21 protein-coding genes and 1 pseudogene are annotated in these 24,281 nt (G+C 67.6%); 4 read left to right on the top strand and 18 right to left on the bottom strand.

Translation table 11 applies throughout. The features are described 5' to 3' along the window. Positions 1 to 16: 16 nt before the first annotated feature. From ACLIJ1_RS20705 to ACLIJ1_RS20635, 15 genes are all read right to left on the bottom strand, one after another. The gene (locus ACLIJ1_RS20705; protein ID WP_411367449.1) at positions 17 to 1,495 is read right to left on the bottom strand and encodes a PHB depolymerase family esterase; all 1,479 of its coding nucleotides are present in this window, start codon (positions 1,493 to 1,495) and stop codon (positions 17 to 19) included. A gap of 126 nt (positions 1,496 to 1,621) precedes the next feature. Next, positions 1,622 to 2,818, bottom strand: coding sequence for a substrate-binding domain-containing protein (locus ACLIJ1_RS20700; RefSeq protein ID WP_411367448.1), 1,197 nt, complete (start codon positions 2,816 to 2,818; stop codon positions 1,622 to 1,624). 164 nt (positions 2,819 to 2,982) lie between these two features. Then, entirely contained in the window at positions 2,983 to 4,470 is a 1,488-nt protein-coding gene (locus ACLIJ1_RS20695) for a sigma-54 interaction domain-containing protein (RefSeq protein ID WP_411367447.1), read from the bottom strand. A gap of 9 nt (positions 4,471 to 4,479) precedes the next feature. Further along, on the bottom strand, positions 4,480 to 5,730 hold the full coding sequence (locus ACLIJ1_RS20690) for an RNA polymerase sigma factor (protein WP_411367446.1): 1,251 nt from the start codon (positions 5,728 to 5,730) through the stop codon (positions 4,480 to 4,482). Continuing rightward, positions 5,727 to 6,107 (bottom strand): YciI family protein, encoded by a 381-nt coding sequence (locus ACLIJ1_RS20685; protein ID WP_411367445.1) that lies wholly within the window; start codon positions 6,105 to 6,107, stop codon positions 5,727 to 5,729. Before ACLIJ1_RS20685 ends, ACLIJ1_RS20690 begins: the two co-directional genes overlap by 4 nt. 107 nt (positions 6,108 to 6,214) lie before the next feature. Continuing rightward, entirely contained in the window at positions 6,215 to 6,853 is a 639-nt protein-coding gene (locus ACLIJ1_RS20680; protein ID WP_411367444.1) for an HAD family hydrolase, read from the bottom strand. A gap of 22 nt (positions 6,854 to 6,875) precedes the next feature. After that, on the bottom strand, positions 6,876 to 7,922 hold the full coding sequence (locus ACLIJ1_RS20675; RefSeq protein ID WP_411367443.1) for an ABC transporter ATP-binding protein: 1,047 nt from the start codon (positions 7,920 to 7,922) through the stop codon (positions 6,876 to 6,878). A 16-nt stretch (positions 7,923 to 7,938) separates the two neighbouring features. After that, positions 7,939 to 10,131: an ABC transporter permease gene (locus tag ACLIJ1_RS20670; protein ID WP_411367442.1), complete on the bottom strand. Its 2,193-nt coding sequence runs from the start codon at positions 10,129 to 10,131 to the stop codon at positions 7,939 to 7,941. 24 nt (positions 10,132 to 10,155) lie between these two features. Then, a complete protein-coding gene (locus ACLIJ1_RS20665) occupies positions 10,156 to 11,178 on the bottom strand; it encodes an ABC transporter substrate-binding protein (protein ID WP_411367441.1) in 1,023 nt (340 codons plus the stop codon). 62 nt (positions 11,179 to 11,240) lie between these two features. Further along, positions 11,241 to 12,302, bottom strand: a complete 1,062-nt coding sequence (locus tag ACLIJ1_RS20660) for an ABC transporter ATP-binding protein (RefSeq protein WP_411367440.1) — start codon at positions 12,300 to 12,302, stop codon at positions 11,241 to 11,243. Next, positions 12,295 to 13,311 (bottom strand): sensor histidine kinase, encoded by a 1,017-nt coding sequence (locus tag ACLIJ1_RS20655; protein WP_411367439.1) that lies wholly within the window; start codon positions 13,309 to 13,311, stop codon positions 12,295 to 12,297. The genes ACLIJ1_RS20660 and ACLIJ1_RS20655 overlap by 8 nt, the downstream gene beginning before the upstream one ends. Before the next feature lie 52 nt (positions 13,312 to 13,363). Beyond that, entirely contained in the window at positions 13,364 to 14,047 is a 684-nt protein-coding gene (locus ACLIJ1_RS20650; RefSeq protein WP_411367438.1) for a response regulator transcription factor, read from the bottom strand. Positions 14,048 to 14,254: 207 nt separating this feature from the next. After that, positions 14,255 to 15,748 carry a tripartite tricarboxylate transporter permease gene (locus tag ACLIJ1_RS20645; protein WP_411367437.1) on the bottom strand — a complete coding sequence of 498 codons (1,494 nt, stop codon included), beginning with the start codon at positions 15,746 to 15,748 and terminating at the stop codon, positions 14,255 to 14,257. 13 nt (positions 15,749 to 15,761) lie between these two features. Further along, positions 15,762 to 16,298: a tripartite tricarboxylate transporter TctB family protein gene (locus ACLIJ1_RS20640; RefSeq protein ID WP_411367436.1), complete on the bottom strand. Its 537-nt coding sequence runs from the start codon at positions 16,296 to 16,298 to the stop codon at positions 15,762 to 15,764. 79 nt (positions 16,299 to 16,377) lie between these two features. Continuing rightward, a complete protein-coding gene (locus tag ACLIJ1_RS20635) occupies positions 16,378 to 17,343 on the bottom strand; it encodes a Bug family tripartite tricarboxylate transporter substrate binding protein (protein ID WP_411367435.1) in 966 nt (321 codons plus the stop codon). 211 nt (positions 17,344 to 17,554) lie between these two features. Here ACLIJ1_RS20635 and ACLIJ1_RS20630 point away from each other — a divergent pair, with 211 nt between their 5' ends. From ACLIJ1_RS20630 to ACLIJ1_RS20620, 3 genes are read left to right on the top strand one after another with little or no spacing between them, the layout of a single operon-like run. Continuing rightward, positions 17,555 to 18,241 (top strand): response regulator transcription factor, encoded by a 687-nt coding sequence (locus tag ACLIJ1_RS20630; protein WP_411367434.1) that lies wholly within the window; start codon positions 17,555 to 17,557, stop codon positions 18,239 to 18,241. 19 nt (positions 18,242 to 18,260) lie between these two features. Continuing rightward, the gene (locus tag ACLIJ1_RS20625; RefSeq protein ID WP_411367433.1) at positions 18,261 to 19,700 is read left to right on the top strand and encodes a sensor histidine kinase; all 1,440 of its coding nucleotides are present in this window, start codon (positions 18,261 to 18,263) and stop codon (positions 19,698 to 19,700) included. Continuing rightward, entirely contained in the window at positions 19,690 to 20,142 is a 453-nt protein-coding gene (locus ACLIJ1_RS20620) for an RNA-binding S4 domain-containing protein (protein ID WP_411367432.1), read from the top strand. Before ACLIJ1_RS20625 ends, ACLIJ1_RS20620 begins: the two co-directional genes overlap by 11 nt. Position 20,143: 1 nt before the next feature. Here the strand turns inward: ACLIJ1_RS20620 and ACLIJ1_RS20615 are convergent, their stop codons facing one another. After that, entirely contained in the window at positions 20,144 to 21,052 is a 909-nt protein-coding gene (locus tag ACLIJ1_RS20615; RefSeq protein ID WP_411367431.1) for a DMT family transporter, read from the bottom strand. A 205-nt stretch (positions 21,053 to 21,257) separates the two neighbouring features. Here ACLIJ1_RS20615 and ACLIJ1_RS20610 point away from each other — a divergent pair, with 205 nt between their 5' ends. After that, complete coding sequence (locus tag ACLIJ1_RS20610) at positions 21,258 to 21,686, top strand: DUF2513 domain-containing protein (RefSeq protein WP_411367430.1); 429 nt, start codon at positions 21,258 to 21,260, stop codon at positions 21,684 to 21,686. Positions 21,687 to 22,076: 390 nt separating this feature from the next. On the opposite strand, the pseudogene ACLIJ1_RS20605 reads toward ACLIJ1_RS20610, so the two are convergent. Together ACLIJ1_RS20605 and ACLIJ1_RS20600 are read right to left on the bottom strand one after the other, a co-directional pair. Beyond that, positions 22,077 to 23,189: pseudogene (locus tag ACLIJ1_RS20605) on the bottom strand (IS3 family transposase). Between the two features lie 246 nt (positions 23,190 to 23,435). Then, on the bottom strand, positions 23,436 to 24,260 hold the full coding sequence (locus ACLIJ1_RS20600; RefSeq protein ID WP_411367429.1) for an SDR family NAD(P)-dependent oxidoreductase: 825 nt from the start codon (positions 24,258 to 24,260) through the stop codon (positions 23,436 to 23,438). Positions 24,261 to 24,281 lie beyond the last annotated feature (21 nt).

The raw sequence follows: 24,281 nt of genomic DNA, 5'->3' as shown, positions 1-24,281 counted from the left end.
TGTCGCCTGGGGCCGCTCAGTAGCAGGTGCCCGGGGCGTAATAGCCCGCGCCGGTCTGGCGCAGGGTGGTGTTGATCAGGACGCTGTAGAGCCCCATGCCCTGGTTCGACCCATAGGCGTAGTCGTAGCCCCAGAACACATACGCCCGGCCCCAGGCCACGTGGCTGACGTTGTCGGCGGTGTGGCACACCGGCGTGAAGCCGGTGGTGCTGGCGGTGGCGACGGGCGAGAACCCGCTCTCTTTTCCGCTCGCGTCGACCGTCTTCACCGACCAGCGGTAGCTGGTGCCGGGGTTGAGCCCGGCGTCGGTGAAGGAAGCCGTCGTGACGGGCGACGCCGTGGCCCGTGCGCCGTTGCGGTACACGTGGTAGCCGCTGGCACCCGACACCGCGGGCCAGGTGATCTTCATGGTCGAGGCGGTGGCATTGCCAGCGCCGACCGACGTGGTGGGCGGCAGGCTGCCACTGGACACGCCGCTGCCGATCTGGTCCACCATGGCCTTGACCGCCTTCATCTGCGGACCGGACTTCTTGGCGTAGTCGGCGCTGTCGTAGCCCCACCAGTCCCAGCAGGCATTGGTGGCGGTCTGGCCGGTCTGCGGATACAGGACCACGATCTGGTTGGTGTCGGCCCAGCGGTTGAGGCCGGTGTTGCGCACGTACTGCTGCCCGATGGTGGCCACGTTCTGCTTGCAGCCATGCAGCGCCACATGCAGGCGGCAGGTGGCGCCGGACTGGCAGGCTTGCGGCACATAGGCCCAGCCCGTGGTGCCCATGGCATGACCGGTGGTGAACCCGGTCTGGTCGAACTCGACAAAGGTCCCGCCCAGCGCGCCGTTGTTGCGCGGATTCAGGGCGCCATAGAGGTGCTGGAGCATCGCGCCCGCCTGGTCGAAGTCGCAGTCGTTGATGTAGGGCTCGGCCTTGAGGCCGCAGGCGCTGCCGAAGTCGTCGGTGAGCCATGCGTGTTCGGCCGGCAGGTTCTTCTGGTAGGCAATGTTGGCGACCGGCACGTAGTTGCCGTAGTAGGTTTTCAGGTCGTCCACCACGGCGGTCTTCACGACCGAGTCCGAGGTGCCGGAGAACAGGTACACCTTGCTGTTGGCCAGGTTCGCCGTGGGATCCACGGCCCCGCTGGTCGCCCAGCTGTTGGTGGTCGACACCAGCGTGCTGACCGGGATGCTGGTGCTGTGGGTCATGCAGCGGCCTGTGGCATAGGCGACCGAGCCTTCGGCACAGTAGAACGGACCGGCCGCCACCACGCCCACGCCCTTGCGGAACGTCGCCGAATAGGCCACATGCAACTGCACCGCCATGTAGCCGCCCGACGAGACACCGGACACCGTGGTCTGCGTGCCGTCGATGTTCAATTGCGGCATGGCCTGCACCGCTGCCGCAGCGTTGAACGCCACCGGCGCACCCAGAGCCACCACCAGCAGGGCGCGGCGAGCGCCGCTACATGCATTCCAAAGGAAATCCACCAAGGGCTGTCGCATGGGAACACCTCCGCACATCGGGGTTTCGAACACGCACCACCCTGCCCCCTCGCGCTGAGGGAGGTCGTTTCAGGAATGGCGGCACCTGCGAAAGGGGGGGAAGCGCTGCGCCCCCCCGCGACGGACTCAGCGCTTGTTGCGGATGGGGATATCCAGCTCGCTGGGCTTGATTTCGCGAACAAGCTCAGGCACGCCCCACGCGAACGCCGGGTCCACCTTGATCTTGAAGTGGTACATGCTCTGCAGGGCCTGGTGGTCTTCCTTGCGGAAGGTCATCGTGCCCTTGGGCGTCTCGAAGCTCATGCCTTCCATGGTCTTGATGAGCGTGTCGGTCTTGGTGTCGCCGTTGGTCTTCTTGAGCGCGGTCACCACGGCCATCGCGGCGCTGAAGCCACCGGCGGTGAAGAAGTCCGGCGGCGTCTTGAACTGGCTGTAGTGCTGGGCCACCAGCGCTTCGTTCACCGGGTTCTTGGGGATGCCGAAGTAGTAATACAGCGCGCCTTCCATGCCCGGGAAGTTCTTGTAGGCGACCATGGCAGGCAGGATGTTGCCGCCGGTGGCCAGCTTGATGCCGTAGCGCTTTTCCAGCTCCATCTCGGCGATCTTGGGGAACGGCGTCGGCGCGCCCGACCAGCCGACCGAGATGTACTTCTTGCCCGGCTGGTCCTTGAGCTTGTCGACGATGCGCAGCAGGCCGGCGGTGAAGTCGGTCGTGCCCACGGGCAGATATTCCTCGTGAACGATCTTGGCCTTCTTGGTGAATTCCTTTGCGGCCTTCACGCCGTCGCGGCCGAAGGCGTTGTCGTTGGCCAGCATCGCGATCACGTTGCCCGGCTGGTCCAGCGCGGCGGCGTTGGCGGCGGCGTCCTGGCTGCTGTTGCGGCCGGTGCGGAAAATGTACTTGTTCCACTTGTCGCCAGTGATCGAGTCGGCCACGGCGGGCTCGACCAGCAGGATCTTCTGGTACTCGGCGGCCACGGGCAGCATGGCCAGCGCGACGGGCGACGCGGTCGGGCCGATGGCGAGGTCGACCTTGTCGTCGGCGTAGGCGGTGGCCAGCAGGCTCTTGCCGATGTCCGGCTTGCCCTGGTCGTCCTTCTCGATGACCACGATCTTCTTGCCCGCCACCATCATGGTGCCGTTGGTGGCGTAGTTCAGGCCCATCATCAGCCCGGTCTGGGTCTGCTTGGCGTAGGCCTCCAGCGGACCGGTCTTGCTGTAGATGTGGGCGATGCGGATTTCGCCCTTGTTGGCCTGGGCAAAGCCCAGCGAAGCGGTGCAGGCAAGGGCCATCACCGCAACGCGGCGCGTGGTCTGGAACATGTCTTGTCTCCTGTTGTGGTCGGGTCACCGGGGCGGTGCCTTTCAGCCACTTTGCAGGGAGCGTGCCAGCGGGTGGTGTCCTTGTGAATCAAGGACTTACCGGATCAACCGTTTTGAAGCGTCTGAAATTCAGACGAAACTGGCCACAAACAAATGTCCAAACATCAGACGGTTGTCTGAATTTCAGACACCTCACCCAGCTTGTCGTACAGGCTGGCCCGCGAGATGCCCAGCAACCTGGCCGCCGCCGTCCGATTCCCGCCGGTGTGTTTCAGGGCCGCCGCGATGGCGCTGCGTTCCAGTTCGGCGATGCGCTGCGGCAGCGGCCGCAGGTCCTCATCGGTGGCCGCCACCGGCACAACCGCCGCAACAGCGGCAGGAACGGCCATCGCCGGTTCGATGCGCCCCTGCCCCGCGTCGCGCAACACCTGCTCGACCTGGGCCGCGCTGATCTGCGGCGAGTCGCTGCGCAGCGCCAGTTGCTCCAGCACGTTGCGCAGCTCGCGGATGTTGCCGCGCCAGGGCTGGGCCGCCAGCAATGCCAGCGCGGCCGGCTCCAGATCCAGGTGGGCGGTGGCGCCACGTGTGGCGATGTCTTCGCACAGCGCTTCGACCAGCAGCGGCAGGTCGTCGCGCCGCTCGCGCAGCGGCGGCACGCGGATGGGCAACACGTTGAGCCGGTAATACAGGTCTTCTCGGAACTGGCCGTTGCGCACCAGTGCCGCCAGGTCGCGCGAGGTCGCGGCCACCACACGCACGTCGCAACGCAGCAGCTTGTTGGAGCCCAGCGGCTCGATCTCGCCCTCCTGCAGCGCGCGCAGCAGCTTGACCTGCACGGCCATCGGCATGTCGCCCAGTTCGTCGAGGAACAGCGTGCCGCCGTCGGCCAGTTTGAACTTGCCGTCGCGGCCCTTCTTGTCGGCCCCGGTGTAGGCGCCGGGCGCGACGCCGAAGAACTCGGCTTCGAGCAGCGCCTCGGGCACGGCCGCCATGTTTACGCCGACGAAGGCGCGGCCGGCGCGCGGCGAGGCCGCGTGGATCGCGTGCGCCAGCAACTCCTTGCCGGTGCCGGTCTCGCCCAGCAGCAGCACCGGGCTGGCCGACTGGGCGGCGCGGCGGGCCTGGCGCTTGACCTCCTGCGCGGCCGCGCTGGTGCCGACGAAGCTGGCGAAGGTGTACTTGGCGCGGCGCTGGCTGGCCAGCTCGCGCCGGGCATCGTTCAGGTCCTGCTCCAGCCGCGCGAACTTGGCGATCAGCGGCTGCAGCGTGGTCTCGGGGTGGTCGAACAGCACGATGCCCAGCACGCCGATCACCTCGCCCGCCTCGTCGCGCAGCGGGATGCGGCTGACCACAAAGGTCCCAGCGCGGTTGGTCAGCAGGTCGATCAGGATCGGCTTGCCGGTTTCCAGCACCTGGTGCATCTGCGTGTTCTGCACCACGCTGGAGACAGGGTGGCCGACGAAGTCTTCTTCGCGCTCGTAGCCCAGCGCCGGCAGGAAGCGGCGGTACTGGTCGTTGATCCACACCACCCGCCCCGCCCGGTCCACCAGCAGCATGCCCTCGCTGGCGTTGGCGAACAGGTCGAACATCGAGCGCGCGGCCAGCTCCAGGATGCTCTGGGCGTCGCGCGGAAGGCGGGTGTCGGGGCTCATGCCCGGATGTTAAGCCTTGGTCAGTGCAGCCAGTTGCCCCAGCAGGTAGCGCCGAGCGGCCGGTGAGCTTGTCAACCCGACAGCCTGGGTCAGGCTGTGAACAGCCATTTCCTGCTCGCCACTCAGCCGCTCGACGTAGGCTTTGGCGACCCAGTACGGCTGGTAATTCGCGCGCCTCGCAGGGTCCACGGACAGGAGCAGTTCACTGGCCCGCTCCGACTCGCCCGCACGGGCCCAGGCCAGGGCATGGGCCACCTCGGCGCCCAGTGTGGGCGCCAGCGCCAGCAGTTGCCGATAGAGGTCTGCCACCGCACCCCAGGGCGTGTCACCGCCGAACAGGCGCTGGCAGTGGGCCGACTGGATCGCCGCTTCGAGCTGAAAAGGTCCCGGTGACTCCAGGCCCGATGCCCGCCACAGGCAGCGCTCGGCGCGCGCGATCATGTCGCGGTCCCAAAGCGCCGTGTCCTGCTCGGGCAAGGGCACAAAGTCGCCCCGGGCGTCGAGGCGGGCTGCGGTGCGGGCTTCGCAGAACAGCATCATGGCCATCAGGCCCAGTGCCTCGGCAGACTCGGGCAGCAGGGAGCAGACCAGATCGCCCAGAAAGAGCGCTTCGGACCGCAGGCCCACGATGGCGGCCTCACCGCCGTCCAAGGCGTCCCAGCCCAGACCGTAGGCGGCATAGATGGCTTCAAGCACTGCCTGCAGGCGACCAGGCAGCTCGTCGGCGCCCGGCTCCTCAAAGCGCAGCCGGGCGATACGGATCTTCTGCTTGGCACGCACCAGGCGCTGGGCCATGGCCGCGGGCGAGGTCAACATCGCCTGCGCCACCACCTGGGCGTCCAGGCCCAGCACGGCCTGCAGCATCAGCGCGGGGCGGATGCCCGCATCGATGGCCGGGTGGGCACAGACGAACAGCAGCTTGAGCCGATCGTCCGGGATGGTGGGCGCCTCCACCCAGGCAGCGTCGTCTTCCAGCAGCGCCTGCACCTCGGGGCTGCGGTGCAATCGCTCGCGCCGCGCCACCTGCAGCAGCTCGCGCTTCGCCACACTCAGCAACCAGGCATCCGGCAGTTGCGGGACACCCTGCTGCGGCCACAGCGCCAGCGCCTTGGCCAGCGCCGTGGACAAGGCGTCTTCTGCCGCCGCCAGATCCCGCCACTGGTAGGCCAGCCAGGCCAGCAACCGACCGTAAGAGGCCCGAGCGACCAGCTCGACCGCCACCCGGGAGGCCGATTCGGGCGACGGATCGCCCTCCGTCACTGGCCAGTACCCGGGCGCAGACCCGCAGGCACCACCATCACCGGCCTCACCTCCACGGCCCCGGTCGCCGCCACGGGGCAGCGGGCCGCCCAGCCGAGCGCATCGTCCAGGGTCGGCACATCGATCACGAAGTAGCCACCCAGTTGCTCCTTGGTGTCGGCAAAGGGGCCGTCCTGCACCTGCCGCTGACCGTCCTTCAGGCGCAGCGTCGTGGCCGTGCTGCGCGGCTGCAATCCGTGCCCGTTCACGACCACACCGGCCGCATGCAGGGCGCCGATGTAGGCACCCCAGGCGCCCATGTAGGTCTTGGCCTGGGCCGGATCGGCGGGAGGTGTCTGGTTCTCTGCACTGTCGAAAAACATCAGCATGTATTGCATGAAAGGCTCCATGAGGGTTCAACGAGACACAACCCGATGTTGCGCTCTGACCATGTGATGCGCGGCACCACCGCCGATCGACATGCCGCCGGAAATTATTCTGTTGATCAGGACCGACGCGGCAACAGGCCAAGTCGGACCAGCTGATCGCCCACCTGCCGCGCCGTCTCAAACCGTATGCCGCGCCAGCCCAGCGCGCACGCGGCGTCGATGTTGCGCTGGGCGTCGTCGATGAACACCGGCGCCGGATCGCGCACACCCAGCCGCTCCACCGTCAGCCGAAAGATCGCCGGATCGGGCTTCATCAGCGCCACGCGGGCCGAGAAGATGCCATCCTCGAACCAGTCGGCGAACGGATGGTCGTCTTCGATCCAGTGCGAAAGCCCGTGCGGCATGTTCGAGAGGTAGACCAGCCGGTGCCCGGCCGTCTTGAGGTCGTGGATCAACGCCACCGTGTCGTCCTTGACGTGCATGTGCGGCGCCAGGCCATCGATCACTGCCATCACTTCGCCCTCCTCCAGCCCGGTGCGCCGGGCGATGCGCTGCGCCAGCACCTCGGACTCTGCGTTCCCGAGGTCGAACTGCGCCCAGTTGCCGTCCGGGTCGAAGGTCTGGAAGATCTCGCGCACCCAGTGCTGGGCACTGCTTTCGTCGACCGCGCGCGCGGGCAGCGCCTGCCGCAGCAGCACCGTCGGCTGCCAGTTGAACACGACCCCGCCGAGGTCGAACACCACGGTTTCTTTCATCTTGACCCTCTGCCCCCTCGTTTCAGGCCGCCACCACCGTCACGCCATGCTCCTTGAGCGTCAGCCCCAGCTCTTCGCCCAGCTGCCATTCGCGGTCGACCTGCGGGCTGACCACGAAGATCGGGCCGAGTTCGGTCTGCACCGTCAGTTCCTGGAAAGCGCCAAGGTAGGCCTGCTTGAGCAGCGCGCCGCCCAGCCCCCCGGTTTCGCGCGCGCCGATGGACCAGGCTTCGGGCCGGATCGCGGCCTTGACCGGCCCGGGCGGCAGCGACTGGCGTGGCCGCAGGCGGATCGGACCGACGCGCACCGAGCCGTCGCTCTCACTCACGCCGTCAAACAACATGGCCTCGCCCATGAAGCCAGCCACGAAGGCACTCGAAGGCCGTTCGTACAGGTCCTGCGGCGCACCGGCCTGGGCGATCTGCCCAGCGTCCATCACGATGATCTGGTCGCTCACCGCCAGCGCCTCGCTCTGGTCGTGCGTCACGTAGGCCACGGTCAGGCCCAGCCGCTGCTGCAGACTGCGGATCTCTTCGCGCATGCTGCGGCGCAGTCGCGCATCGAGGTTGGACAGCGGCTCGTCGAACAGCAGCACCGCCGGTTCGATCACCAGCGCCCGCGCCAGCGCAACGCGCTGCTGCTGTCCGCCGGAGAGTTCGCTGGGCAGGCGCGTGTCCATGCCCACCAGACCCACCGTCGCCATCGCTGCCCGCGCGCGCTCGGCGATCTCCGCCTTGGGCAGGCCGCTCACGCTCAGGCCGTAGCCCACGTTGTCGAGCACTGTCATGTGCGGGAACAGCGCGTAGCTCTGGAACACCATGCTGACGTTGCGCTCGCTGGGGCCGAGCGAGGTGACGTCGCGCCCGTCGATCAGGATCTGTCCGCCGCTGGACGATTCCAGGCCGGCGATCATGCGCAGCGTCGTGGTCTTGCCGCAGCCCGAGGGGCCGAGGATGGTGGTCAGCGTGCCCTTGGGCACGGTGAAGTCGATGCCCTTGACGACCAGGGGCGCGCCGGCGCCGCCGTAGCGCTTGGTCACCTGGCGAAATTGAATGCCGTGTGTGGTCATGGCTGGTTCTCCGGAATCAGTGGCCGCCCGCGCGGCGGCCGAGTTGCCGCTCACCGACCAGGCGCTGCACCAGCGCGGTGATGAGGGACATGAAGACGATGAGCACGGTGCAATACGCGAGCGCGAGCCCGTACTCGCCATTGCCCACGCGCCCGATGATGTAGGTCGTGGCCAGCTCGTACTTCGCCGAGACCAGGAAGATCACGGCCGAGACCGTGGTCATCGAGCGCACGAAGCTGTAGATCAGCGCCGCGGTCAGCGCCGGCTTGAGCAGCGGCAGCACGACGCGGCGCAGCGTGGTCAGCGTGCCGGCGCGCAGCATGAACGAGGCTTCGTCCAGCGAGCGGTCGAGCTGCTTGAAGGCCGCCGTACCGGCGCGCACGCCCACCGGAAGGTTCCGAAACACGAAACACAACACGATGATCAGCCCGGTGCCGGTCAGCTCCACCGGCGGGACGTTGAACGCGAGGATGTAGCTCACGCCCAGCACCGTGCCGGGAATGGCGAAGGTCAGCAGCGCTGCGAACTCGAAGCCCGCCTTGCCGCGAAACTCGGTGCGCGCCAGCAGCCAGGCGATCAGCAGGCCCAGGAAGGCGCAGACCGGCGCGGCCATCGCCGCCAGCGAGGCGGTGGTGAACAGCGAGTTCCAGGCCGTGCCGGCCCAGACCAGGCCGTGCTCGCCCCACTGCAGGTCGAAGGCGCCGCGGAAGTGGTCCAGCGTGATCGTGTAGTCGCGGCCCCAGGTCTTCACGAAGCCGCCTGCAAACGCGAACAGGTAGACCACCACGGTGAACACCAGCCAGGGCCCGGCCACACCGAAACACAGGCGCCGCACCGCATCGGGCAGCGGCATCGGCAGCCCGGCGTCGCCCTTGCCGGTCACGGTGGTGAAGCTGGTGCGGCCCAGCACGGCGCGCTGGATGAAGAACACCGCCAGCGCGAAGAAGGTCAGCACCAGCGCCAGCGCCGCCGCCATGCCCGGGTCCAGCGCGGCGCCGACGATGGCGAAGAAGATGTCGGTCGACAGCACCGCATAGGACCCACCCAGGATGATCGGGTTGCCAAAGTCGGCCATGCTTTCGATGAAGCCGACCAGGAAGGCATTGGCCAGACCCGGCTTGAGCAGCGGCAGCGTCACCGTCATGAAGGTGCGCAGCCGGTCGGCGCGCAGCGTCTGCGCCGCTTCTTCGAGCGACGGGCTCACGCCCTGCACCACGCCACGCATGATCATGAAGGCGATGGGCGTGAAGGCAAACATCTGCGCCAGCCAGACACCAAACACGCCGTAGAACCAGCGCGAAGGCTGCACACCGAAGGCCCATTCCATGAACTGGTTGTAGAGCCCCGCGCGACCAAACAGCAGGATCAGCCCGAGACCGACCACGAACGGCGGCGTGATGATCGGCAGCATCGCCAGCACGTTCAGCGGCCGCGCCAGCCGCGTTCCGCCGCGTTCGGCCCACAGCGCCATCAGCGTGCCCATCACCGTCGTGCCGCCCGCCGTCAGCAGCGCGAGGAACAGGGTGTTCCAGGCGACGCCGCAATGGGCGCCCCCCGAGACGCAGCCCAGGCCCCAGATGCGCGCGGTCGCCAGCCGATCCACCAGCGAGCCGGGCGACCACAGGCCCATGTCGTCGTACAGGCCCGACGACAGCGAACGCAGCACCGGATAGACCACGAACAGCGCCAGCAGGCTCACGCAGCCGACCACCGCGCCGGCAATGAACACATCGCCACGAAAGAACCCCAGCCGCGCCACCCCTGCGCCCAGCAGCATCACCAGACAGGCGATGGCGATGAAGCCACCCCAGCCCATGCCGAACTGGCCGTGGTCCAGCGGACCGAACCAGGCTTCGAGCGTCTGGAAGCTCCAGCCGGGCGCGCCGATGGCAAAGCCGCTCGCCAGCAATCCGGCCAGACCAAGCAAGGCGCCGCCGACCAGCACCCCGCCCTGCGCCCGACCCACGGGCAGCAGCAGGCCGGCGCCGGCGATCAGCAGCCCGGCCAGCCCGGTCCAGAGCCACGGCCGACCGTGCAGCGCCGCCTGCACCATGCCACTGGCCGTGGCGTCACCGCCCCAGACCGCGGGCAGCGCTGCCCAGATCGACTGCTGTTGAAGAAAGTACCAGGGCAGCAGCGCATAGGCGGCCAGCCCCAGCAAGGCCCAGGCGGCAATCGCCCGCCCGGACCGCGAGGTCGAGGAGTTCATGGGAGCTTCCGAAGTGGCGGGCGATCAGCGCGGCAGGCTGTTGACGTCTTTTTCCCAGCGCTGGATCAGGCGCTTTCGCTCGGCCGTCTGCCCGTACTTGGCGTAGTCGTAGTCGATCATCTTGATCTTGCGGAAATCGGGCACGCGCGGGTCGACCTTGGTCTCCTTGTTCGACGGCAGCTGGAACTGCAGGGTCGCCGCGCCCAGCGCCTGGGCCGAGGGCGTGAGCACCCATTCGTAGAACTTCTTGGCCGCGTCGGCGTTGCGCGCGCCCTTGATGATCGACATCGAGCCGATCTCGGCGCCGGTGCCGTCGGTGGGCGTGACGGTCTCCAGCGGGAAGCCCTGCGCCTTTTCGCCGGGGCCGTCGTGCACGAAGCTGATGGAGATCGTGGACTCACCGCGCGCCACCGCCTTGATCGGACCCGTGCCCGAGCGGGTGTAGGTGGCGATGTTGCCGTGCAGCTTCTTGAGGTAGTCGAAGGCCTTCTCTTCGCCCATCAGTTGCACCAGCGTCGCGATCATGGTGTAGGCCGTGCCGCTGGACGAGGGGTTGGCGGACTGGATCTCGCCCTTGTATTCGGGCTTGAGCAGGTCGGCCCAGGTTCTGGGGATCGGCAGCTTCTTCTTGGCGATCAGCTCGGTGTTGTAGCCAAAGCCCAGCGGGCCGGAATAGATGCCGACGGTGCGGTAGCCCGACTGCGCGGCCTGCTTCTGCGCCCAGTCGTGCAGCTTGGGCAGGCTCGGCGACTTGTATTCCAGGGTCAGGCCCTGCTCGGCCGCCTGCAGGTGCGGATCGCCGGTGCCGCCGAACCAGAGGTCGGTCTTGGGATTGGCGCGCTCGGCCATGATCTGCGCGATCGCCTCGCCCGAGCCCTTGAGCGTCATGTTGACCTTCACGCCCTGGCTCTTCTCGAAGGTGACCGCGAGCATGTTGCACCACGCGGCCTGGGCCGAGCAGATCAGGTTGAACTCGCTGCTCTGCGCCTGCGCGGACAGCGCGGGCAGCAGCAGGATGGGAGCGGCGAGCCAGAGGTTCTTTTTCATGGGTTTTCTCCTGGGATGGACACGGGGTTCGGGAACGGGATTCGTTGGGGGCGGCCGGGCGCTCAGGGGCCTTCCGGCATCGCGGTGGCGCCGGCCAGCAGCACGCTGACGCCAGGGCCGTCGAGAAACACGCTGACCGGCGAGCCGACCTGCAGCGTCTGGCGCTCGTGGTGGCGATGCACCTGCAGCAGGCCCAGCGCGGTGTGCACGCGGTAGTGAGACAGGCGCCCTTCGTAGGCATGCGACGCGATGCGGCCGGCCAGCCCCTGACCGCTGGCCGGCGCCAGCCGCCAGGCCTCGGGCCGCACCACGACACGGGTCGCGCCCCGGCGCCGGGCCAGGCCGGCCGACACCGTCAGCGGGCCCAGCCGCAGACTGCCCTGCCCGTCCGCTTCGGCGTCGAACACGGCGGCATCGCCCATGAAGCCGGCCACGAATTCGGAACTCGGCCGCTCGTAGATCTCGCGCGGGCTGCCGACCTGCTGCACCTGACCGTCGCGCAGCACCACGATGCGGTCGCTGACCGCCATGGCTTCGTTCTGGTCGTGGGTCACGTAGACCACGGTGAGACCCAGCGACTGCTGCAGCCCGCGGATCTCTTCGCGGATCTGGCGCCGCAAGCCGGCATCGAGATTGGACAGCGGCTCGTCCAGCAGCAGCACCTCGGGCGCCAGCGCGAGCGCCCGCGCCAGCGCCACCCGCTGCTGCTGTCCGCCCGAGAGCGCCGACGTGCTGCGGCCGGCCAGACCCGCCAGCCCCACCTGGGCCAATGCCGTCTGCACGCGCGGATCGCGCGCCGCCGCGTGGCTGTCCAGACCGAGCCCATAGCCGACGTTGCCCTGCACGTCCAGGTGCGGAAACAGCGCATAACTCTGGAACACCATGCTGATCGGTCGCTGCTCCGGGCCGGTGCCGGTCACATCGCGCTCGCCAATGAAGACCCGGCCGGCGCTGGGTTGCTCCAGTCCGGCGAGGATGCGCAGCAGCGTCGACTTGCCGCAGCCGGACGGCCCCAGCAAAGTCGTGAGCTGGCGCCGCGCAAACCGCAGCTGCACGCCACGCAGCGCGCGCGTGCCGTCGGCAAAGGTCTTCTCCACCGCGTCCAGGCGAACCGCGTCAGGCATGCGGCCTCCCCGTTTCGCCCGCGGGCGCCAGGTCCCAGCGCACCACCGCGTCGACGCCGACCACCCGGTCTTCCAGCACCCGGTTGAACAGCTGCACCTTCGCGTGCATCGACTCCGCGATCTGGCGGCAGATCGAGAGGCCCAGACCGATGCCGGTGCCGCCCGCGGCCGACTGGAACGGCTCAAACAGGCGGTCCATCACCGCGGCATCGATGCCGCCGCCGTTGTCCCAGACCAGCAGCTCCGCCTGGTCCGGCAGCACCCGCACCACCATGCCCAGCGCCGAGCCGCGCGGTGCGTGGTGGATCGCGTTGGACAGCAGATTGCGCAGCAGTTCGCCCAGCATCCAGGGATCGGTGGTCAGCCGCACCGGCACCGCCTCGAAAGAAAAATCCAGCTGTTTGCGCGCCAGCAGCGGGCCGAACTCCAGACAGACCTCCCGCGCCACGGCCTCCAGGTCGACCTCTTTCCAGTGGCCATTGGCGACCAGCTGCTCGACCTTGGCCAGCGACAGCAGTTGCCGCACCAGCTCGCTGGAGCGGTCCACGGTGGCCAGCATCTTGGGCAGGGTGTCCTTCACCTCCAGCTGGCCCGACATGGTGCCCTGCAGCTGCGTGCGCAGCACGGCGAACGGTGTGCGCAGCTGGTGCGACGCGTCCGCCAGGAAACGGCGCTGCTGCTCGGTCGCTTCGCGTTGCCGCGCCAGCACACCGTGAACCGCATCGGACAAAGGCTGCAGCTCGGCCGGCACTGGCTGCGGGGCTTCCTGCGCGTCGGCGCTTCGCAAGGCGCCTTCCAGCCAGCGCACCGGCGCCAGCGCGCGTCGCGCACACCAGGCAAAGAGCGGCAACACCGCAAGCAACCGCAACAGGCCGCCCCACACCGGCGCCAGCGCCATCTCGGGCAGCAGCGCCTGCAGCAACACCTCGACCAGCAGCAGACACAGGGCCAGGCACAGCACCAGCCGCAGCGTGATCGACCAGGGCCGCACCGGGGTCAGCGGCGCCACTCTTCTGGCCGCACTCGGAGCAGTGGGGGGTGAAGACGACACCATGCGCTGCTCAGGCCGCGACCGGCCCTTCCGTGATGGCTTCATCGATCATCAGGTAGCCCACACCGCGCAGCGTCACCAGCTGTGCGCCGGAGCCCTGAATGCGCTTGCGCAGGCGGTGCACCAGCACCTCGATCGCGTCCGCGCCGACCGGCTCGTCGCCGAACACCGCGCGGTGCAGTTCCTCCTTGCCGATGGCCTGCCCGGGCCGCGCCAACAGGGTCTTGAGCAGGGCCAGCTCGCGGCTCGACACGTCCAGCGGTACCGCGCCGCGAAACACCGCTCCGGTCTGCGCGTCGACCCGCAGCAGCGCACAGCGCAGCTCCTGCGCCCCATGGCTGCGGCGCACCAGCGCCTTCAGGCGGGCAGCGAGTTCCTCGATGTCAAAGGGTTTGGTCAGGTAGTCGTCGGCACCTTCGTTGAGGCCCAGGACACGGTCTTGCACCGCGCTGCGCGCCGTCATCACCAGCACCGGCACGCTGGAGCCACCGTCGCGCATCAGCCGCAGCACCTCCATGCCGTCCAGCCCCGGCAGGCTCAGGTCCAGCAGCACCACGTCGTGGCTGCGGCGCCGGAACATGGCCAGCGCTTCGTTGCCATCGGCACAACGCGTGACCTCGAAACCGCGGGCCTGGAGCACACGACCCAGCGCGTCCCCCAGCGCCAGATCGTCTTCCACCATCAGCACTTTCATGCCAACGATCATGCCCGGCAGCCCTGCCCGGCCGCATAGAGGAAACCTTAGAGAAACGCGAAAGCCGGACGAAATCTTCGTCCGGCTTTCAAGCGCCGCTCAAGGCGGCGAAGAGTGGGGGCCGACGGGGCAGGCGCCGGGCCGCCCCAAGGCTGGCCCAGCCCCCTCGGGGGGCAGCGACCCGCGCAGCGGCGGAGCGTGGGGGCTCTAGTTCTTCCGGTGCCAGGCCAGCAAACGCGGCGTCACCAGCACCAGCAGCACGATCACCAGCAGGGTTGCCGACATCGGGCGCTGGAAGAACACGGTGAAGCTGCCCTCGCCGATCGACATGGCGTTGCGGAACTGCGCCTCGGCCAGCGGGCCCAGGATCAGACCGACGATCACCGGTGCGGTCGGGAAATCGAAGCGGCGCATCGCCACACCGACCAGCGCCAGACCGAACATCAGGAACAGGTCGAACGAGCTCTGGCGCATGCCATACACACCCACGGTCGCAAAGATCAGGATGCCGGCGTACAACGGCGCCTTCGGAATCTTCAGCAGCTTGACCCACAGGCCCACCATCGGCAGGTTAAGCACCAGCAGCATGACGTTGCCGATGTAGAGCGAGGCGATCAGCGCCCAGACCAGCGTCGACGAAGTCTGGAACAGCTGCGGGCCGGCGTTGATGCCGTAGTTCTGCAGGGCAGACAGCAGGATGGCGGCGGTCACCGAGGTCGGAATGCCCAGCGTCAGCAGCGGCACCAGGGTCGCGGTCACGGCGGCGTTGTTGGCCGCTTCCGGGCCGGCCACACCTTCGATCGCGCCGGTGGTGCCAAATTCCTTCTTGTGCTCGGGGCTGGCCAGCTTGCGTTCGGTCGCGTAGCTCAGGAAGGTCGGGATCTCGGAGCCGCCGGCGGGGATCGTGCCGAACGGGAAACCGATGATGGTGCCGCGGATCCAGGCCGGCCACGAGCGCTTCCACTCGGCCTTGGTCATGTGGGCCTTGTTCATCTTGTTCATGGTCGCGTCGGCCTTGCCTTCGTAGAGCGCGTTGTAGAGCGTCTCGTTCACGGCAAACAGGCCAACCGCCACCAGCACCACCTCGATGCCATCCATCAGCTCGATGACGCCACCGGTGTAGCGCACCTGGCCGGTGATCTGGTCCATGCCGACCAGGCCCATGGCCAGCCCAACGAACAGCGCGGTGATGCCGCGCAGCGTGCTCTGGCCGAGCACCGCGCTCACGGTGGTGAAGGCCAGCAGCATCAGGCAGAAATACTCGGGCGGGCCAAGCTTGACCGCGAACTCGGCCAGGAATGGCGCGAACAGCGTGACCAGCACGGTGGCGACCGAACCCGCGACGAAGGAGCCGATCGCCGAGGTCGCCAGCGCCGCACCAGCGCGGCCGTTCTTGGCCATCTTGAAGCCTTCGAGCGCGGTCACCATGGTGCCGGTCTCGCCCGGGGTGTTGAGCAGGATCGAGGTGGTCGAGCCGCCGTACATCGCGCCGTAATAGATGCCAGCGAAGAAGATCATCGAAGCGGTCGCTTCGACCTGACCGGTGATCGGCAGCAGCATGGCCACGGTGACAGCCGGGCCCAGGCCGGGCAGCACGCCAATGGCGGTGCCCAGCGCGCAGCCGGCCAGCGCCCACAGCAGGTTGATGGGGGTGCCGGCGGTGGCAAAGCCGCCCAGCAGGTTGTTCCAGAGTTCGAGCATGGTGTGTCCCCGTTCAGATCCAGCCGCTGCTGGTCAGGCCTGGCAGGTTCACCGCCAGGAACTTGGTGAACAGCCAGTAGGTCGGCGCCGAAATCAGCATGCCCGTCACCGCGTCGCGCACCAGCTGCATGGCATCACCGCCGGGCTTGCCTTCGCTGATGCGCAGACCGCGCACCGCCAGCACGAAACACAGCGCGCAACTGAGGATGAAGCCGATCTTCGTGATCAGCGCCGCGTTGCCCAGGATGCCGGCCGCCACCCAGGCCAGTGCGTGCCAGTCGCCGCGGGCCGCACCCGAGGGTTCTTCCATGTTGCGGTAGCCGCCGGTGCGCACTTCCCAGATCAGCATCACGCCGCAGATCACCATGACGGCCGACACGACCCACGGCAGGAAGTCAGGGCCGACGCCCGCATAGCCGGCGTCGGACGGGATGTTGGCCGCGCCATAGGCGAGCACGGCGGCCAGCACGATGGCGGCCACGCCCATCGCCAGCTGGCCGGGTCGGTGATCGGGGCGCGTTTCGGACGCGTCAAGGGATTCGGTGGACATGTTTGCAACTCCTCGCAGGAACAAAAAAGCCGCGACGCGAACGCCGCGGCCGCTGTGTGGGACCGGCTCTGTCGGCCGTTTACACCATGCCGGCGCGGACCATGGTCGCGCGCAGGGCGGAGAAGTCCTTGTCCACGAACTCGTCGAAGGCCTTGCCGGTCAACAGTGCGGGCGTCCAGTTGTTCTTGACCAGGGCGTCCTGCCAGGCCTTGCTCTTGGTGGCCTTGACGATCATGTCGGTCAGCGCGGCACGCTGTTCGGGGGTGATGCCGGCGGCGCCGTAGACACCGCGCCAGTTGCCGATCTCGACGTCGATGCCCTGCTCCTTGAGCGTCGGGATCTTGTCCATGCCCTTGACGCGGGTCGGCGAGGTGACGGCGATCGCCTTCATCTTGCCGCTCTCGATGTACTGCTGGAACTCGCTGTAGCCGGAGCCACCAACGGTCACGTTGCCGCCCAGGATGGCGGCGACAGCCTCACCGCCCCCACGGAACGGCACGTAGTTGATCTTGGCGGCAGGCACGCCCGCGGCCTGGGCGATCTGCGAGGCGGCGATGTGCTCGGTGGAGCCGCGCGAACCGCCGCCCCACTTGATGCTGCCGGGGTCCTTCTTCAGGGCCTCGACCACGTCCTTCATGGTATTGAAGGGCGAGTTGGCGGGCAGCACGAACACGTTGTATTCGGTGGTCAGGCGGGCAATCGGGGTCACCTGCGTGATCGAAACCGGCGGCTTGCCGGTGATGATGCCGCCCAGCATCACGGCGCCCATCACCATCATGGCGTTCGGGTCGCCCTTGGCGGCGTTGTAGAACTGGGCCAGGCCAATGGCACCGGCGGCACCGCCCTTGTTTTCAAAGGTCACCGTGTCGGCCACCTTGGCATCGCGCAGCGCTTCGCCCAGGGCACGGCCCGTGCCGTCCCAGCCACCACCCGGGTTGGCAGGAATCATCATCTTGACGTTGGCGGCAGCGGCCCAGGACAGGTTCGGCAGGGCACCGGCGGCGGCCATGGCGGCCAGGGATTTGATGAAGGTATCGCGACGCATGTGTTGTCTCCGTTGGAGGTTGATCGACGTTCGTGATCTTCCTGTCGGCCGCTGTCATTCGGCTGTCTCCCGGATACGGAGAAACCCCTAGACCTTGAGCCCCCACGCTCCGCCGCTGACGCGGGTCGCTGCCCCCCGAGGGGGCTGGGCCAGCCTTGGGGCGGCCCGGCGGCTGGCCCGGCCCCCAAGTCGTGTCGATAATGTCCCCAGCATGAAACTGCTGCTGATCGAAGACAACCCCACCATGCAGGCGACACTGCAGCGCACGCTGGAGCGCCGTGGCATGCAGGTGCTGACCTGCGGCGACGGCGACCGGGCGCTGGCGCTGTGGCGCTCCAGCCTGCCCGACGTGGTGCTGCTGGACCTGAGCCTGCCCGGGCGCGATGGCCTGCAGGTGCTGGGCGAAGCGCGGGCCGAAGGCCTGAAGACGCCGGTGATCATCCTGACCGCGCGCGGCACGGTTGGCGACCGCATCATCGGCCTGAACACCGGCGCCGACGACTACCTGCCCAAGCCCTTCGACCTCGACGAGCTGGAAGCGCGCGTGCGCGCCCTGGTGCGGCGCTCGGCCGACAGCGACGGCAACGGCTCCCTGCCCGCACGCAGCGCGGGCTGGTGCGGCATGCAGATCGACCGCGACAGTGGCGCGGTCTACCACGATGGTGTGCCGATGGAGCTGGCGCCGCGCGAGCTGGCCCTGCTGCGGGCGGTGCTGGCGCAGCCCGGACAGGCCATCACCAAGGAACGCCTGTTCGAGCTGGTGTTTCCTGGCGAAGACCATGTGCAACCCGAAGCCATCGAGGTCGTCGCCTACCGCCTGCGCAAGAAGATCGGTCACACCGGCGCGCAGCTGGTGACGCTGCGCGGCCTGGGGTATCTGCTCAAGGCAGCGGCATGAGCGCCACACGGATCGCCCGATGAACGCGCCGATGTCGCTGCGGCGCACGCTGCTGCTGGGCATCCTGCTGCCGCTGTTCGGCTTCGTGATCATCAACACCGTGGTGCTCTACCGGCAGGCGCTGGCCGCGGCCGACACCGCCTACGACCGTACCCTGCTGGCCACGGCCAAGTCGCTGAGCGAACAGCTGGCCGTGGTCGGCGAAGGCACCGAGGCCCAAGTGCGCTCATCGCTGGCGTATTCGGCACTCGAAGCCTTCGAGGCGGACAACCGCAGCCGCATCTTCTACCGCGTCAGCGGCTTCAGCAACGAAATGGTCTCGGGCTTCGACGACCTGCCGCCACCCAGAAAACGCATGCCCGACCAGAAGATCTACGCCGCGCTGGTGCACTTCTACGACGATGAATACCGCGGCGTGCCGGTGCGCATGGCGGTGCTGCTGCAGCCGGTGGCCAGCTCCACCTCGCAGGGCATGACGACCATCCAGGTGGCCGAGACCCTGGAACTGCGCCAGACCCTGGCGCGCCAGATCCTGATCGACACGCTCTGGCGCCAGGCGGCGCTGGTGATCGTGATCGTGCTGGTCGTTGTCTTCGTGGTGCAGCGTGCGACACGCCCGGTGCGCTCGATCAGCCAGGCGCTGACCCGGCGCAGCGAGAACGACCTCTCGCCACTGCCCACCGATAGCGCGCCGCGCGAAGTGCTCCCCCTGCTCGAAGCCACCAACCAGCACATGCAACGCCTGTCGCAACTGCTGGACCACCAGAAGCGCTTCGTGCGCGACACCTCGCACCAGCTGCGCACGCCCCTGGCCGTGCTCAAGACGCAGGTGCAATCGGCGCGCCGGGGCGACGTGCCGCCGCTGCAGGCGCTCGAAGAAATTGGCCACACAGTCGACCGCGCGACCGAACTGGCCAACCAGATGCTGGCGCTGGCCAAGGTCGAGCAGCTGCGCCAGGACCGCGATGCGCCGGTCGTCGACTGGGGCGAGGTTGTGCGCTCGGTCGCGCTGGACCTGGCGCCGCTGATCGCCGACCGCGGACTCGACTTCTCGCTGGACGTGCAGCACGCGCCGGTGCGCTCGCACGAATGGGCGCTGCGCGAACTCAGCCGCAACCTCCTGCACAACGCCATCAAGCACTGCCCGCCAGACTCCCGGCTGTCGATGGCCATGGCCTGCGACAGCCGCACCGCCGCGCTGTCGATCTGCGACAGCGGGCCGGGCATCCCGGAGCATCTGCGCGAACGCCTGTTCCAGCCATTTGCCACCGACCATGGCGCACGCCCCAGCAGCAGCGGATCCGGGCTGGGACTGGCAATCTGCCACGGCATCGTGCAGTCGCTGGGCGGCAGCATCGACATGCAGAACCGCGAGACACACGGGCGCATCGCCGGGCTGGACGTCACCGTCCGCCTGCCGCTGGCGCCACCAGACACGGAGGACACCCATGGCCCATGAACCCCAGGGCAGCGGCAAGGTGCGGCTGGACAAGTGGCTGTGGGCAGCACGGTTCTACAAGACCCGCGGACTCAGCGCCGACGAAATCGACAAGGGTCGCGTGGCGGTCAACGGCGCCGCGGCCAAACCGGCGCGCGAGGTGCGCGTCGGCGATCGCATCGAGTTGCGCATCGGACCGGTCACGCGCACGGTCGACGTGCGCGCGCTCAGTGGCGTGCGTGGCCCGGCGTCGGCCGCCGCCCTGCTCTACGAAGAAACGGCGGAGTCGGTGTCGCTGCGGCTCGCGGTGGCCGAGCGGCGCCGCCTCGCGCCCGAGCCGGCCGAAACCATCGCGCAGGGACGCCCGAGCAAGCGGGACCGCCGGGACCTCGACGCCATGCGCCGGCCGGCGGGCAATTGGAATGACCGCTGGAGCGCGTCGCTCGATCGCAGCGAAGACTGAGTCAGCGGCGGCGCAGGCCCAGCCACATCACCGTCGCCACCACCAGCAATCCGCCGATCACCTGCACGGGGGCCACCGCCTGGCCAAGCACCGCCCAGGCCAGCACCAGCGCGAAGATCGGCTCGACGTTCATGATCGGCGAGCCACCGACCACGCCCAGGCGCGGCAGCACGGTGAACATGATGGTGAAGGCCGTGCCATACAGCACCGTCAGACCCATCAGACCCCACCAGCCGGCCGGCGCATCCGGCAGCGACAGCCCGCCCTGCCCCACCACGCCCACCAGGGCACAGGCCGCGACCAGCGCCATGGTGGCGGCCGTGCGCACCCGGCCGTCCAGCCCGGCGGTATCGTGCTGGGTGAAGACCAGCGCCAGACCGAACGAGGCGGCGGCTGTCAGCGCAAACGCCACGCCGGCACCGATGCTCCCCCACTGCGCCGAAGCTCCCAGCCCCGAGGCTGCGCCCGCCACGTCCAGCGCCAGTGCCAGACCCAGCAGCAGCACCGGCATCGCACGCAGCAGCCGCGGCTCGATGCGTTCGCCCTTGAGCGTTCGGGCCCACAGCGCTGTCCACAAGGGATAGGTGTTGAATGCCAGCAGAGCCAGCGCCACCGGCAGGCGCGCCACCGCCGAATACAGGCACAGGCTCTGCAGGCCGATCAGCAGCCCGATCCTGAGCAGCGCCGTCTTCTGCGCGCCGGTGAGGTGGATCGGCACCCCGGCGAAACGCACGATCGCCCAGACCACCGCCGCGGTCACGGCGCTGCGAAACAGCACGGCGGTCGACACCGTGACGCCGTGGTCGAACGCCATCCGTGCGGCCACATGGTTGGCACCCATCATCAATGCGATGAGCAGCAGGGTCGCGAAAGCGGAACCGGACAGGGCTTTGGTCAAGGGAGCGGTCATGACGCGATTGTGCGCGGGTGCCCAGATTCCGCGCCCGGCGCGGTGTGAGGCAGTTCGGCGCGATGCGATTCGCGATGCCGGCTGCAGACCAAAAAGCGTTCTTGGTCAGCAATTTGTGTTGGTTTGTAACATCAGTCAACCAACACCCTTCACATTCTGTATGCCTTTTTACTCACTCCAGGAATGAACCGCCGGAAACTTGGGCATGCTTGCCCCGCTCGCAAACCGGTTCGCCGCCTCCGCACACAAGAAGACAACAGCCATGCAAAAAGACTGGGCCATCATTCGACAGATTCTGGTCAGACTGCAAGAGGCTCCCACCCTGAACATGGTCTTGCGTCCTGACCATTTTGAGGATTTCGCCCCCCACGACGTGGCACACAACATGCGCCTGCTTGCCGAAGCCGGGTTCATCGAGGCGACGATCCAGGAAGGCCGAACGGGCATGGGAGACATCCATCCCGCCATCGCACTTCGCCTCAACCAATCGGGTCACGAACTGCTTCAGGGCACCCGAGACGATGCAGCCTGGCAGCAGATCCAGGACACATGTCGCGACAGCGGCAAGGAGATGACCTTTGATCAGGTGGCGAGTGCTGGCAGGAAGATCACTGGAGATGATGTCCCCGGCTGACGAAGGCCAAACGGGAAGACTGTGCGCTCGGGCACACAGCCTTTCCTGAAACATTCGGGATTGTCCCCATCTGCCCTGAAGAAGGCTGTGGATATCTCGTGTATAGACGCGTGGAACCCGCGCCGTTGCTGGCCTCTGCTGCGGATGCACACAAAGCACGCATGTACAGATCACTTCTCCAGCAAACACTCAAGACTTCGAACCAACCTGAACGAGACACCACCGAGATCTCCCACCAAACGCTTTGGGGACCCGATGGTCCAATCTCAACACCAATGCCCACTTGCTTTCGGCAGTCCTCGAGGTGGAGATTGACCCGCGGCAATACACACATCACTCGATGAGCCCGGCGTGGCGCTGACGTTCCCCCGGAAACCGGACAGTTCTGAACTACAGGCTGGCTGCTTCGTTTGGTTGAACTGACCTGCTGTTGACGAACTCGTTCGGGGTCAGGTTACCGAGCGAGCCGTGTGGTCGGTGGTGGTTGTAGTCGTCCTTCCAGACCTTCAATTTCTCCCGAGCATCGTGCAGTGTGACGAACTCGTTGACATTGACGAATTCGTCCCGCAGCCGTCCGTTGAACGACTCGATCAGGCCATTATCCGTGGGCTTTCCAGGGCGGGTGTAGTCGAGTTTGATTCCCCGGCGATACGCCCATTCGTCCAGAGCTTTAGAGGTGAATTCCGTCCCGTTGTCCACGGTGATTGCCTTGGGCCAACCGCGGTGCCTGGCGACCTCATCCAGCGCCTGCGCCACGCACCGGCCTGACAGCCGAAAGTTGGCCTCCAGGCACACACTCTCGCGACTCCACTGATCAATGACCGTGAGGATGCGAAACGCGCGGCCATCGTGTGTCTTGTCGTGCACGAAGTCCATGCTCCAGTGCTGATTCGGGCCCGTGGGCTTCTGCGGTTTGCCGCGCAACAGGGCAATGCGTTTGCGCCGCTTGACCTTCATGCGCAACTGCAGGCCTTCGAGCCGGTACAGGCGATACACCCGCGTGTTCCCCACCGGCCAGCCTTCGCGTTTGAGCATCACCAACACCCTCAGGTAGCCAAACCGCGGTCGGCTCAGCGCGATGTCCCGGATGCGCTGGCGCAGCGCACCCTGGTCGCGTGCCTTGCTCTTGGCGTACCAGCTTGAGCGCTGCAACAGCCGCCAGTCGGCACGAGCGGTGCACGCTGACCTAGAAACGATCCTGCATCCAGGCTGCCAGCTCGCGGCGCTTGGCAGCCCTCAGAGCTTTTTTTTGACGACCTCCTGAAGGATCTGCTTGTCCAGCGTCAGATCGGCCACGATGCGCCGCTGGCGCGCGTTCTCATCCTCAAGCTGCCTGAGCTTGCGCAACTCGCTCACGCCAAGCTCGCCGAACTTCTTCTTCCACGTGTAGAACGTGGCCTCCGAGATGCCGATCTGACGGCACACGTCCACCACCGGCGTGCCGCCGTCGGCCATCCGCAGCGCATAGGCGATCTGCTCTTCGCTGCATCGGGACTTCTTCATCGCTTCTCCTTGCCCCTCTCGGGGCCTCGGGAAGCAACCGTACCTCCAGTTTTGACCTGTCGCGGTTTTCCGGGGGAACGTCACAGGAAGAACATGGGCAGCTGGTCGGTCGCGGTATTGCCCCAGCGGCGGTAGGCGAACTGGTCGCCATTGACTTCCACCAGATGGGTGGGCGCGGTGAGGTGGGTGTGGCTCATGTTGGAGTCCTTCAGAGAGTGAACGGAGGTTCGGCTACGGACAGCGGTCTCAGGTCGTGGTGCGCGCAGGCAGCGCCAGGCGCGGCTTGCCGAGCACCTGGGTCGCCACCCGGGAGGCCAACCGCCGCGACAGGAAGCGCACCCCGAAGGTGGACAACTGGTTGAACAGGCCGGGCACCACGGTGCGCTCGCCGCGCAACATGGCGCGGACCGCAGCCTGCGCCACGAACTCGGGGCTTTGGGTCGATGCGTTCGCGATCCACGAGTAGTCGCCCCCGCCGGAGGCGGCGTGGAACCCGGTGTCGGTGCTACCGGGGCAGACGCAGGTCACGCTCAGCGGCGTGCCACGGTGCTCGTCGTGCAGGCCCTCGCTGAAGTTGCGCACGAACGCCTTCGACGCCGCGTACAGCGCCATGTTGGGCACGGACTGGTAAGCGCCGGTCGAGGCGGTGTTCAGCATGTGCGCAGGTGTTGTGCTGGCTTTGTGCGCATCGACGAAGCACCGTGCGAGCGCCACGAGCGAGGTCATGTTGAGCTGGATGAGCTCGGCATCGCGCGCCCAGTCCACCTCGTCGAAGCGGCGGAAGTAGCCGAACCCGGCGTTGTTGATCAGGATGTCGATCGGGCCACCGGCGGTGGCGGCGGCCCACAGGGCGCGTGCGGCATCGGGCTGGCCGAGATCGGCGGTGATGATCTCGACCTTCACGCCCTGGCAGGTCGCGGCGACGGCCTCCAGGGCGTCGCGCCGCCGCGCGGTCAGCACGAGGTCCACACCGAGTGCCGCGAGCTCACGAGCGATGGCCGCGCCAATGCCGCTGGAGGCGCCGGTCACCAGCGCGCGCTGGCCTTTGAAGCGGGTGGTTTGAGCACGCATGTTGTTCTCCTGATCGCGTTG

The organism is Hydrogenophaga sp. RWCD_12 (genome assembly GCF_046604225.1).
Lineage (GTDB): Bacteria > Pseudomonadota > Gammaproteobacteria > Burkholderiales > Burkholderiaceae_C > Hydrogenophaga.
This window is presented reverse-complemented; position numbering and strand designations above follow the sequence as displayed.

What these genes read in the sequence shown, in the direction of transcription:
- ACLIJ1_RS20705 (WP_411367449.1), bottom strand. Translation starts at nt 1,495, where the DNA reads ATGCGACAGCCCTTGGTGGATTTCCTTTGGAATGCATGTAGCGGCGCT.
- ACLIJ1_RS20700 (WP_411367448.1), bottom strand. Translation starts at nt 2,818, where the DNA reads ATGTTCCAGACCACGCGCCGCGTTGCGGTGATGGCCCTTGCCTGCACC.
- ACLIJ1_RS20695 (WP_411367447.1), bottom strand. Translation starts at nt 4,470, where the DNA reads ATGAGCCCCGACACCCGCCTTCCGCGCGACGCCCAGAGCATCCTGGAG.
- ACLIJ1_RS20685 (WP_411367445.1), bottom strand. Translation starts at nt 6,107, where the DNA reads ATGCAATACATGCTGATGTTTTTCGACAGTGCAGAGAACCAGACACCT.
- ACLIJ1_RS20680 (WP_411367444.1), bottom strand. Translation starts at nt 6,853, where the DNA reads ATGAAAGAAACCGTGGTGTTCGACCTCGGCGGGGTCGTGTTCAACTGG.
- ACLIJ1_RS20675 (WP_411367443.1), bottom strand. Translation starts at nt 7,922, where the DNA reads ATGACCACACACGGCATTCAATTTCGCCAGGTGACCAAGCGCTACGGC.
- ACLIJ1_RS20670 (WP_411367442.1), bottom strand. Translation starts at nt 10,131, where the DNA reads ATGAACTCCTCGACCTCGCGGTCCGGGCGGGCGATTGCCGCCTGGGCC.
- ACLIJ1_RS20665 (WP_411367441.1), bottom strand. Translation starts at nt 11,178, where the DNA reads ATGAAAAAGAACCTCTGGCTCGCCGCTCCCATCCTGCTGCTGCCCGCG.
- ACLIJ1_RS20660 (WP_411367440.1), bottom strand. Translation starts at nt 12,302, where the DNA reads ATGCCTGACGCGGTTCGCCTGGACGCGGTGGAGAAGACCTTTGCCGAC.
- ACLIJ1_RS20650 (WP_411367438.1), bottom strand. Translation starts at nt 14,047, where the DNA reads ATGAAAGTGCTGATGGTGGAAGACGATCTGGCGCTGGGGGACGCGCTG.
- ACLIJ1_RS20645 (WP_411367437.1), bottom strand. Translation starts at nt 15,748, where the DNA reads ATGCTCGAACTCTGGAACAACCTGCTGGGCGGCTTTGCCACCGCCGGC.
- ACLIJ1_RS20640 (WP_411367436.1), bottom strand. Translation starts at nt 16,298, where the DNA reads ATGTCCACCGAATCCCTTGACGCGTCCGAAACGCGCCCCGATCACCGA.
- ACLIJ1_RS20635 (WP_411367435.1), bottom strand. Translation starts at nt 17,343, where the DNA reads ATGCGTCGCGATACCTTCATCAAATCCCTGGCCGCCATGGCCGCCGCC.
- ACLIJ1_RS20630 (WP_411367434.1), top strand. Translation starts at nt 17,555, where the DNA reads ATGAAACTGCTGCTGATCGAAGACAACCCCACCATGCAGGCGACACTG.
- ACLIJ1_RS20625 (WP_411367433.1), top strand. Translation starts at nt 18,261, where the DNA reads ATGAACGCGCCGATGTCGCTGCGGCGCACGCTGCTGCTGGGCATCCTG.
- ACLIJ1_RS20620 (WP_411367432.1), top strand. Translation starts at nt 19,690, where the DNA reads ATGGCCCATGAACCCCAGGGCAGCGGCAAGGTGCGGCTGGACAAGTGG.
- ACLIJ1_RS20615 (WP_411367431.1), bottom strand. Translation starts at nt 21,052, where the DNA reads ATGACCGCTCCCTTGACCAAAGCCCTGTCCGGTTCCGCTTTCGCGACC.
- ACLIJ1_RS20610 (WP_411367430.1), top strand. Translation starts at nt 21,258, where the DNA reads ATGCTTGCCCCGCTCGCAAACCGGTTCGCCGCCTCCGCACACAAGAAG.
- ACLIJ1_RS20600 (WP_411367429.1), bottom strand. Translation starts at nt 24,260, where the DNA reads ATGCGTGCTCAAACCACCCGCTTCAAAGGCCAGCGCGCGCTGGTGACC.